Origin of the sequence: Dechloromonas denitrificans, assembly GCF_001551835.1 — a bacterium.
Lineage (GTDB): Bacteria > Pseudomonadota > Gammaproteobacteria > Burkholderiales > Rhodocyclaceae > Azonexus > Azonexus denitrificans.
In genome coordinates this window covers 289,078-299,381 of the sequence record NZ_LODL01000040.1, presented here as the reverse complement: position 1 = coordinate 299,381, position 10,304 = coordinate 289,078, and the positions used below count along the sequence as shown (strand labels likewise).

Below are 10,304 nucleotides of genomic sequence, written 5' to 3'. Positions count from 1 at the left end.
TTCATTTCTATCGCCGCCGCTCTAATTTGGCTCGCCTGATTGTCCACACACCCTAGTCCAAACCAACTCATAAACAAGAAGCCCCGCAACATCGCGGGGCTTCTTGTCTAGAATCGTCCGACAGACTTTATTTCACGGGATCACCAATTCGGCTCGCGCTCCGGCGTCGACGTGATCTTGTGGATACTCAGGTCGGCCCCTTCGTATTCCTCTTCCTGATCAAGGCGCAGACCCACTACCGCCTTCAGACTGCCATAGACGATCGTCCCGCCGATCAAGGCAACCACGATCGCCATTCCGGTCATGATCAGCTGCGGCATGAAGGCGATACCGCCGGCACCGCCCAGCGCCTTGCTGCCGAAAATGCCGGCCGCGATGCCGCCCCAGGCGCCGCACAAGCCATGCAAAGGCCAGACGCCCAGCACGTCATCGATTTTCCAGCGATTCTGGGTCAGCGTGAACATCACCACGAATAGTGCGCCGGCCACGCCGCCAACAACCAACGCCCCCATGGGGTGCATCAGGTCGGAGCCGGCACAGACAGCAACCAGCCCGGCGAGCGGGCCATTGTGCACGAAACCCGGGTCGTTCTTGCCGAGCAGCAGGGCAACCATGGTGCCACCAACCATCGCCATCAAGGAGTTGAGGGCGACCAGGCCGGAAATCTTGTCCAGCGTCTGGGCGCTCATCACGTTGAAGCCGAACCAGCCCACCGTCAGAATCCAGGCGCCCAGGGCAAGGAAGGGAATCGATGAAGGCGGGTGCGCCGAAATCCGCCCGTCCTTGCTGTAACGGCCATAGCGGGGACCGAGCAGAAGCACGGCCGGCAGGGCGATCCAGCCCCCCATGGCATGCACGACCACGGAACCGGCAAAATCGTGAAACTCTTCACCGAAGCTCGCTTTCAGCCAGGCCTGGATGCCGAAAGCCTGATTCCAGGCGATCCCTTCGAAAAACGGATAGACAAAGCCGACCAGGAGGAACGTCGCCATCAGCTGCGGGTGAAACTTGGCGCGCTCGGCAATACCACCGGAAATAATCGCCGGAATGGCGGCGGCAAAGGTCAGCAGGAAGAAGAACTTGGTTAGTTCGAAGCCGTTTTTCGCCATCAGCGTCTCGACGCCGGTGAAGAAATTGACGCCGTAGGCGATGCTGTAGCCGACGAAAAAATAGGCCAGTGTGGACATGCCGAAATCGGTCAGGATCTTGACCAGGGCATTGACCTGATTTTTCTTGCGGACCGTCCCTACCTCAAGAAAAGCAAAACCTGCATGCATGGCCAGCACCATGATGGCGCCGAGCAGGATGAACAGCACGTTGCTGCCGGATTGATACGCTTCCATGAAACCCCCAATCGAAAGATCGGGGGACAAAAGCAAGCACCATTCCAGTGCATCAAATTTGTTTCAAATCAGTGCGTTATTTGTTTTTCGGAATTGAATAACGCACCAGTAAAGTGCGCTTTATGCACTTTGCGCCTGATCTCGGTGCATCACCGCCTTATTTGGGTGCAGCCTCGGGCGGCAACAACAGCCACATCCGGCCACTCTGTTTCATCCGGCCGGCCTGCTCGCCGGCCTCCTTGCCAAATCCCCAGAAAAAGTCGGCACGCACCGCCCCCTTGATCGCCCCGCCAGTATCCTGGGCCAGCATCAGGCGGTTCATCACCTGCGCCGAGTTCGGTCGCGTCGTTGCCAGGAAAACCGGGGCGCCGAGCGGAATCGAACGCGGGTCGACAGCGATGCTGCGCTCGGCCGTCAACGGCACGCCCAGTGCACCGACCGGACCATCCTTGCTGTTGGGCGTCTCGCGGAAGAAGACGTAGCTCGGATTCGTATTCAGCAGATCGTCCAAACGCGACGGATTGGCCCGCGCCCAGGCCTGGATGCCCTGCATCGACGCCTCTTCCAGCTTCAGCTCACCGCGCTCGACCAGCACCCGGCCGATCGATTGATACGGGTGGCCATTCTGGTCGGCATAGTTGAGGCGCACCATGCTGCCATCCGGCAACTTGACCCGCCCGGAGCCCTGGACCTGCAGGAAGAACAGTTCGACGGCGTTATCGACGTAAAGCAGCGTCTTCAGCGGCAACTTATCGCCACGCGCGCTGATCTCGGCCCGCGACCAATAGGGCACGACCTTGTTGCCCTCCAGTCGGCCGCGTACCCGCTTGTCTTTCAGCTCCGGGAAAACGGCGGAGAGATCAATGGTCAGCAGGTCATCCGGCACGCCGCGCACCGGCTGCTCGAAGCCCTTGCTCAAATGCCGGCTGCCGCGCAGCAGCGGCTCGTAATAGCCAGTAACCATGCCACTGGCGTTGCCGTCGCCGGCCAGCACGGCATAGGGTCGCAGATGGGTTTCAAAGAACTGGCGCGCCGCCTTGTCATTGCCGGCCTCGTTGCCATTCGCCGCCCGCGCCTGATCGCAGACCCGTTTCCAGGCCGGACCATGCGGCTTGCTGGCGATGCCCCGACAGGACTGCAGGAAGGCGCCCCAGGCCGCAGCGTGGTCGTCCTCGGCCCAGCCAGGCAATTCGTTCCAGTTGGCCGGCTGCAAAGTGCGCGAAAAAGGCAGCGCCGCAGGCGGCACGGCGGGGCTTGGACATGCCGAGCAGGCCGCGCAAGGGGCGCAGGCTGGAGGTGTTTCCGGGCGCTGGAAGGTACTGCAGGCCGACAGAAAAAGGGTGGCAAGGACAAAAGCAGCTTGGAGTTTTCGCATGGGTTTCGCTAGAGTTCGCAGATTCTCCGCGAAGTATAAATCGACCATGCCCAACTCCCTTCAGCTAGAACGTCTGCTGGCCCGCGCCGAAGCCGTCCTCGGCCGCTTTGAAGCCACCCTGCCGCTGGCGCCAGCCCAACCCGACTGGTCGGCGGCCGTCGCCTTTCGCTGGCGCAAGAGCCGCGATCACGGCTGGTTGCAGGCCGTCCGCCATCCGCACCCGATCCGCCTGGCCGATCTCAACAACATCGACGACCAAAAGGAACGCATCACGCTCAATACGCAGCAGTTCGTCGCCGGCCGGCCGGCCAACAACGTGCTGCTCACCGGCTCGCGCGGCTCCGGCAAATCGTCGCTGGTCAAGGCAGTCTTGAACGAGTTTTCCGGGGCTGGCCTGCGCCTGATCGAAGTTGACAAGGACGACCTGATCGACCTGCCGGATATCGTCGATCTGCTGGACGGACGACCGGAGCGCTTCATCATTTTCTGCGACGACCTTTCCTTCGAAGCCGGCGAAACCGCCTACAAGGCCCTGAAAACGGTGCTCGACGGCTCGATTGCGGCGCCGCCGGACAATGTGCTGATCTACGCCACCTCGAACCGCCGTCACCTGATGCCGGAGTATTTTTCGGAAAATCTCGAGACCACCCGCGTCGACGACGAAATTCATCCGGGCGAGGCGATCGAAGAAAAAATTTCGCTGTCCGAGCGCTTCGGCCTGTGGATTTCCTTTTACCCGTTCAGCCAGGACGATTACCTGAACATCGTCAATCACTGGCTGCGCGAACTCGGCGTCAGCGACAAGACCATCGCCGCCAGCGAGCGCGATGCGCTGAACTGGGCGCTCAGCCGCGGCTCGCGTTCCGGCCGCGTCGCCTGGCAATTTGCCCGCGACCTGGCCGGGCAACAGAAACCGGCCGGAAAGAAGCACAAGTGAGCCAGATCGTCGAAGTCGCCGCTGCCGTCATGCTGCGCACCGATGGCCGCGAATTCCTGCTGGCCCAGCGCCCGGAAGGCAAGGTTTACGCCGGTTACTGGGAGTTCCCGGGCGGTAAGCTCGAGGCCGGCGAAAGCGTGCGCCAGGCGCTGATCCGCGAACTGCACGAAGAACTCGGCATTACCGTCACCGATTGCTCACCTTGGCTGACCCGCCAATTCACCTATCCGCATGCCACCGTCCGCCTGCACTTCTGGCGCGTCACCGCCTGGAGCGGCGAAATAGGGATTACCGCGCCGCTCGAACATGCTGCGGTCGACTGGCTGGAATGTGGCAAAACCGCCCACGTCGCCCCCATCCTACCGGCCAACGACCCGATCCTGAAAGCCCTCGCCCTGCCGACGACGATGGCGATCACGATGGGCGAGATCGAAGGCGTCGAACGTCAGCTCGAACGGCTGGAAGAAGCACTCGACAACGGCCTGCGCCTGATCCAGGTGCGCGACAAGGGCTGGCCGCCGGCCGAACGCCTGTGGTTTGCCGAAACGGTGACCCGTATCGCCCGCCAGCGCCAGGCGCTGGTTCTCATCAACGACAGCGAGGAAATCGCCCGCCAGGTCGGCGCCGATGGCGTGCATCTGTCCGCGGCCCGCCTGGCCAGTTGCAGCAGCCGGCCGGACTTCGCCTGGGTCGGCGCCTCCTGCCATTCGGCCGCGGAAATTGCCCGGGCCGGCGAACTGGGGTTGGACTACGCGCTACTCGGGCCGGTCCTGCCGACCGCGACCCACCCGGCAGCGAGAGGTCTCGGCTGGGAAGGCTTCAGTGCGGCAGCAACCGGCAATACGATCCCGGTCTTCGCGCTGGGCGGCATGCAGGCAAGTTTGCTCGGCGAGGCACAACAGCATGGCGCGCACGGCATCGCCATGCTGCGCGGCTGGTAGCCGGCCCAGCGGCCGGATCAGCCGCGATCGGTCTCGGGAATGATCAGTTCGGGGTCGTCGGGATCGACCGCAACCGGAATCCGGTAGCTGTCGTTGGCCCAGGCACCGAGGTCAATCTGCTTGCAACGCTCGGAACAGAACGGGCGCCACGGGTATTCCGGAGACCACAGGGATTCTCCACCACATTGCGGGCAACGAACCTTGCGCGCAGCCATCAGAGATTGCAGAAGGTCAGCGCGAAGGAAACATCGCGCTCGCAGCCGCGGGCCTTGATTTCACCGGCCGGCGGCTTGGTGAAGCGGATGTTGAGGAAGTACTTGTTGGCGCTGACTTCGGGAATCGCCGGCTCGTCGACATTGAGGGCGACGCGAACCATCTGGGCCGCCGTGCCGCCCAGATTGAGCTGGAACTGGCCGTTGACCGCGGTATGCTGCTTCGGCCCGCCGCTGGAGCGGAGCAAGCGCAGCACGATGGCTGCTGCGTCGCGCAGTGGATAGAGCGGCTTGGTCCAGCCGTCGATCGCTTCGCGCCGGACTTCCGGGCTGCGGTGCAGCCACCAGTGGTAGGAGGGCAAATCAAACTCGCAGACGCCGCCAGGAATGACGGCGCGGCTCTTGATGCCCATCAGCCAGTCGTTGTCGCGCAGGTACTGGCCGATCTTGCCGGTCATGCTGAGCAGTGCGGCCGAGGATTGCTCGATCTCGTAGAGCGCGCCGGACAGCGCCTCTTCGGAAATATCAGGATTGTTGCGGTAGGCCAGCAAGGTCTGGCGCTGGCGCTCGAGTTCCTGGATCAGATCCATCTTGAGATCGGCGCGACCGGCGACTTCGAGGATCTCGAACAGCGTCACCAGCGAGGCATGATGCTCAAGCTGTCCCTCACTCTGGGCAAAGTAGGCCGTCTTTTCGAACAAATCCTCGAGACGCAGCAGGGTGCGGATGCGCTCGTTGAAAGGATATTCGTAATTAATCACGCGACCTTGAGTGGGGAGAATGGGAAAATTGTCCTAATTCTGAGCTATTTGCAGGCAAATCTCAACAGTTTGCTTTAGCTTTTTCTGCCGATAGGCGTAGATACTTCTGATGAAGCTCGGCCACCTGCGGCGAAAGCGCTGCCAGACCGCCATCATTAAATACGACGTCATCGGCGGCGGCTAGTCGCTGTTGTCGTGTCGCCTGTGCCGCCATGATCGCTTTGACCTCGTTTTCGGCCATTCCGTTGCGCGCCATGACCCGTTCGATTTGGCGGCTTTCCGGGCAGTCGACCGCCAGAACCCGGTCGCAGCGCTGGCGATAATTGCCCGATTCGACCAGCAGCGGCACCGCCAGCACGACATAAGGCGTCGACGCCAGGCGGCAGCGCTCGGCAGCCAGTTGGCGAATCAGCGGATGCAGGATGCCTTCGAGCTTGGCCTTGGCCACCGGATCGGCAAAGGCCAGCCGGCGCATCGCGGCCCGGTCGAGGGCACCGCGCTCGTCGGCAATTTGCGGCCCGAAGGCGGCGACCAGTTCCGGCAGCGCGGCACCGCCGGGTGCCGTCAGTTCGTGGGCGATGGCATCGGTATCGACCAGCGCCGCACCGGCCGCGACCAACAGGTCGCCAACCGTACTCTTGCCGCTGCCGATGCCGCCGGTCAGGCCAACCACGAAATCGCTCACTTGCAGTCCACCGCCGGCGCCTTCGGCACGATGGCCAGCGCCGCCTTGCTCAATGCCGCCTTGTCGGTCGCCGGGCCGTTCGCCTCCAGCGTGATCAGGCTTTCCTTGCCCGGCCGCACGTTGAGTTTGGCCGAGCGGACACCCTTGGCCTTCAACTCGGCCAGCCGCTCCTGACCGCCTTTTTCGCTGGAAAAGACGCCAAGCGAAATGGCGAAGCGACTGGGCCCTGCTTCCTGGATGATGAAGTAGTCGGTGACGCCGAACTGGCGCAATTCCCCGGCTTTTTTCTCGGCCTCGTCCTTGCCCGGCAGCGGCGGAATATAGACCCACCAGCCCGCCCCTTCGGCGGCCACGGCCCGCTTGACCTGCTTGAAGCCGGCGAATTTCTCGTCGATCCGGGCCGACAGGCGGTTGGCATCGGCCACCGGCAGGCTCTCCCAGCGCAGGCAGATTTTTTCGATGACAGGTGCTGGCGCTGGTGCAGGCGCCGGGACTGGCGCGACCTCCGGCGCAGGCGCCACATCGACTGGCGCCACGGGCGCTGGCTCGACCGGCTTCTTGCTCGCCGGTGGCGCCTCGCCATGCGAAACGAGGCGCATCTTGTCGGGCTCGACCTGCTGTTCCAGACGCCCAGCATCCGGGTTTTCCGGCCGCCCGAAATAGCCGGCGCTGAAGGCATAGAACAGCAGATTGGCGAGCACGAGCAGGAAAACAAGGGCTTTCACGGGCTTAACCGACCTTGGGCAAGTGTTTCAGCGACTCGGTGATGGCCTCTTCCGGGTAGGAGTAATCCTCAAGCTGACCGGAGAAATACTTGTCGTAGGAAGCCATGTCGAAATGACCGTGCCCGGTCAGGCAGAACAGGATGGTCTTCGCCTCGCCGGTCGCCTTGCAGCGAAGCGCCTCATCGATCGCGGCACGGATGGCATGGCAGGATTCCGGCGCCGGAATGATGCCTTCGGCGCGAGCAAACTGGACGCCAGCCTCGAAGGTGGCGACCTGCGGCACGGCGATCGCTTCCAGCTTGCCCTCGTGCAGCAGTTGCGACACCAGCGGCGAATCGCCGTGGTAACGCAGGCCGCCGGCGTGAATGCCGGGCGGCATGAAGTCGTGGCCCAGCGTGTACATCTTCATGATCGGCGTGTAGCCGGAGACATCGCCGTAGTCGTAGGCGTAGTGGCCCTTGGTCAGCGTCGGGCAGGAAGTCGGCTCGACGGCGACACAGCGCAGATTGGTCGCCCGCTTGTCGCCGGCCGCCTTGTCGGCGAGGAAAGGGAAGGCGATACCGCCGAAGCTGGAACCGCCGCCGCAGGGCCCGAAGATCACGTCGGGATAGAGGCCGATCTTGTCGAACTGCTTCTTGGCTTCGAGGCCGATCACCGTCTGGTGCAGCAGCACATGATTGAGTACCGAGCCCAGCGTGTAGCAGGTGCCGGGATCGGCGGCAGCTTCCTCGACCGCTTCCGAGATGGCCAGGCCGAGCGAGCCCTGATTGTGCGGGTCGGCGGCCAGCGCAGCGCGCCCGGCGTTGGTCAGATCGGTCGGGCTGGCGAAGACTTCGGCCCCCCAGGTCTGCATCATCGAACGCCGGAACGGCTTCTGCTGGTAGCTGACCTTGACCATGAAGACGCGCACCGGCAGGTCGAACATCTGGCCGGCATAGGCGATCGACGAGCCCCACTGGCCGGCGCCGGTTTCGGTGGTCAACCGCTTGGTGCCGGCCAGCTTGTTGAAGTAGGCCTGCGGCACGGCCGAGTTCGGCTTGTGCGAACCGGCCGGCGAGCCCCCTTCATATTTGAAGAAAATCTTGGCCGGCGTGCCGAGTGCCCGTTCCAGCCCCAGGGCCCGACACAACGGGGCCGGCCGCCACTGGGCGTAGATCTGGCGGACTTCTTCCGGGATGGCGATCCAGCGTTCGGCCGACATTTCCTGTTCGAGGATCGGCCCCGGGAAAATGGCGCCCATCGCTTCCGGCGGTACCGGGTTGCCGTCCGGGCCGAGCGGCGGTGCCGGCGGATTGGGCATGTCGGCGACGACGTTGTACCAGTGGGTGGGAATTTCTTCTTGTTCGAGGTTGATGCGCAGCGGTGTCATTTTTCTCTCCCGGCAAGCTGTTCGGCAAAGGCGGTAAATTACTCCAAAAGCCCCGCCCCACCAAGGCCGCCGCCGGCATTTTGGCCGTTTTTAGCGGGTCGACCGCAAGCAATTGGCACGACGAGCGGGTAAAGTACGGCCTGCCTGAATTTGCCGCCCGAAATCGACGCCTTGCCTGCCCACTCCCTGCTCTGCCACCCGGCCACCACGACGCCTGCCGTATCTGCCATCGCCGTCAGCGCCAGCTTTGCCGACGACGGCGCGCTCCTGTTGCGCTATCGCATTGCCGCGGCGCCCGCCGCCCTCCGCCTGCCAGCACCGCAAGCGCCGGGCCCGGCCGACAACCTGTGGCAGCACACCTGCTGCGAAGCCTTCATTGCTGCGGTGAACGGCCCGGCATACCAGGAATTCAATTTCTCGCCGTCCGGCCAGTGGGCCGCTTATCGCTTCAGCGACTACCGCCAGCGCGATGCCGCCTTCCAGCCCGCCACCGCCCCGTGCATCGAACTCGACGGCGGCGCCGATTACCTGGAACTCAGCGCCCGCCTTGATGCCGCCCTGCTGCCGAACGGCCGGAGCCTGCAGCTCAGCCTAACCGCCGTCATCGAAGCCGCCGACGGCAGCAAGAGCTACTGGGCGCTGCGCCATGCTGCCGCTCAACCCGACTTCCATCTCCGTCAGAGCTTTGCCCTGACCTTGCCGCGAAACACGCCATGACCTCACGCATCCAGTTCGGCCTCGACCGCCTGCTCGCCGACCCCGACCTGCGCCGCCCGCTGGCCGGCCGCCGCATCGCCCTGCTCGCCCACCCTGCCTCGGTCACCGCCGACCTCACCCACTCGCTCGACGCGCTGGCCGCGCTGCCCGACCTGAACATCACTGCCGCTTTCGGCCCGCAACACGGTCTGCGCGGCGACAAGCAAGACAATATGGTCGAATCGGCCGATTTCCTCGACCCGCGGCACGGCATTCCCGTCTTCAGCCTGTATGGCGAAGTGCGCCGGCCGACCGAGGCGATGATGGCGACCTTCGACGTGCTGCTCGTCGACCTGCAGGATCTCGGCTGCCGCATCTACACCTTCATCACGACACTGCGCTATGTGCTGGAAGCGGCGGCGAAACACGGCAAGAGCGTCTGGGTACTCGACCGCCCGAACCCGGCCGGCCGCCCGGTCGAAGGCCTGAGCCTGCGCACCGGCTGGGAAAGCTTCGTCGGCGCCGGCGCCATGCCGATGCGGCACGGCCTGACGATGGGCGAACTCGGCCGTTGGTTCATCGCCACGCTGCAGCTCGACGTCGATTACCGGGTCATCGAGATGCAGGGCTGGCAGCCGGAGGCAGCGCCCGGCTACGGCTGGCCGCTCGGCGAGCGGACTTGGATCAACCCCAGCCCGAACGCGCCCAACCTGTGGATGGCGCGCGCCTACGCCGGCACCGTGATGCTCGAAGGCACGACGCTGAGCGAAGGGCGCGGCACGACCCGGCCGCTCGAACTGTTTGGCGCCCCCGACCTCGATGCCGGCGCCCTGCTTGCCGAAATGCGCGCCTTCGCGCCGCACTGGCTGGCCGGCTGCCGGCTGCGCGAGTGCTGGTTCGAGCCGACGTTCCACAAGCACGCCGGCAAGCTCTGCCATGGCCTGCAGATTCACGTCGAGGACGGTAGCTACCAGCACGCCGCCTTCCGCCCCTGGCGGCTGCAGGCGCTGGCCTTCAAGGCGATCCGCCGGCTCTACCCGGATTACCCGCTGTGGCGCGACTTTGCCTATGAATACGAACACGATCGGCTGGCCATCGACCTGATCAACGGCTCGCCGCTGTTGCGCGAATGGGTGGACGAGCCGAGCAGCACCGCCGAGCAGCTTGACGCCCTGGTCAAAAACGATGAAGAGCACTGGCAGAAGGAGCAGCAGCCCTTCCTGATCTACTGACCGGAGATTCAGCAATTTCCGGCCGCAA

11 protein-coding genes are annotated in these 10,304 nt (G+C 64.0%); 4 read left to right on the top strand and 7 right to left on the bottom strand.

Annotated elements, in window-relative coordinates:
• Positions 1-140: 140 nt before the first annotated feature.
• Positions 141-1,343, bottom strand: a complete 1,203-nt coding sequence (locus tag AT959_RS20120) for an ammonium transporter (RefSeq protein ID WP_066887571.1) — start codon at positions 1,341-1,343, stop codon at positions 141-143.
• Positions 1,344-1,500: 157 nt separating this feature from the next.
• Positions 1,501-2,718, bottom strand: a complete 1,218-nt coding sequence (gene mltA, locus AT959_RS20115) for a murein transglycosylase A (protein ID WP_066887470.1) — start codon at positions 2,716-2,718, stop codon at positions 1,501-1,503.
• 46 nt (positions 2,719-2,764) lie between these two features.
• On the opposite strand from mltA, the gene AT959_RS20110 reads away from it, so the two are divergent.
• Together AT959_RS20110 and AT959_RS20105 are read left to right on the top strand one after the other, a co-directional pair.
• Complete coding sequence (locus tag AT959_RS20110; RefSeq protein ID WP_066887467.1) at positions 2,765-3,655, top strand: ATP-binding protein; 891 nt, start codon at positions 2,765-2,767, stop codon at positions 3,653-3,655.
• The gene (locus tag AT959_RS20105; protein ID WP_083518527.1) at positions 3,652-4,596 is read left to right on the top strand and encodes a Nudix family hydrolase; all 945 of its coding nucleotides are present in this window, start codon (positions 3,652-3,654) and stop codon (positions 4,594-4,596) included. Before AT959_RS20110 ends, AT959_RS20105 begins: the two co-directional genes overlap by 4 nt.
• A gap of 17 nt (positions 4,597-4,613) precedes the next feature.
• On the opposite strand, the gene AT959_RS20100 is transcribed toward AT959_RS20105, so the two are convergent.
• The 5 genes from AT959_RS20100 to AT959_RS20080 form a co-directional block, all read right to left on the bottom strand.
• Positions 4,614-4,811 carry a DNA gyrase inhibitor YacG gene (locus AT959_RS20100; protein ID WP_066887464.1) on the bottom strand — a complete coding sequence of 66 codons (198 nt, stop codon included), beginning with the start codon at positions 4,809-4,811 and terminating at the stop codon, positions 4,614-4,616.
• Positions 4,811-5,569, bottom strand: coding sequence for a cell division protein ZapD (zapD, locus tag AT959_RS20095; protein WP_066887461.1), 759 nt, complete (start codon positions 5,567-5,569; stop codon positions 4,811-4,813). The genes AT959_RS20100 and zapD overlap by 1 nt, the downstream gene beginning before the upstream one ends.
• A gap of 61 nt (positions 5,570-5,630) precedes the next feature.
• Complete coding sequence (gene coaE, locus AT959_RS20090; protein WP_066887459.1) at positions 5,631-6,254, bottom strand: dephospho-CoA kinase; 624 nt, start codon at positions 6,252-6,254, stop codon at positions 5,631-5,633.
• Entirely contained in the window at positions 6,251-6,979 is a 729-nt protein-coding gene (locus tag AT959_RS20085) for an SPOR domain-containing protein (protein ID WP_066887456.1), read from the bottom strand. Before AT959_RS20085 ends, coaE begins: the two co-directional genes overlap by 4 nt.
• 4 nt (positions 6,980-6,983) lie before the next feature.
• Positions 6,984-8,348 (bottom strand): TrpB-like pyridoxal phosphate-dependent enzyme, encoded by a 1,365-nt coding sequence (locus AT959_RS20080; protein ID WP_066887453.1) that lies wholly within the window; start codon positions 8,346-8,348, stop codon positions 6,984-6,986.
• Between the two features lie 171 nt (positions 8,349-8,519).
• Here AT959_RS20080 and AT959_RS20075 point away from each other — a divergent pair, with 171 nt between their 5' ends.
• On the top strand, positions 8,520-9,065 hold the full coding sequence (locus tag AT959_RS20075) for a DOMON-like domain-containing protein (protein ID WP_066887565.1): 546 nt from the start codon (positions 8,520-8,522) through the stop codon (positions 9,063-9,065).
• Positions 9,062-10,276 carry an exo-beta-N-acetylmuramidase NamZ family protein gene (locus AT959_RS20070; RefSeq protein WP_066887450.1) on the top strand — a complete coding sequence of 405 codons (1,215 nt, stop codon included), beginning with the start codon at positions 9,062-9,064 and terminating at the stop codon, positions 10,274-10,276. Before AT959_RS20075 ends, AT959_RS20070 begins: the two co-directional genes overlap by 4 nt.
• Positions 10,277-10,304 lie beyond the last annotated feature (28 nt).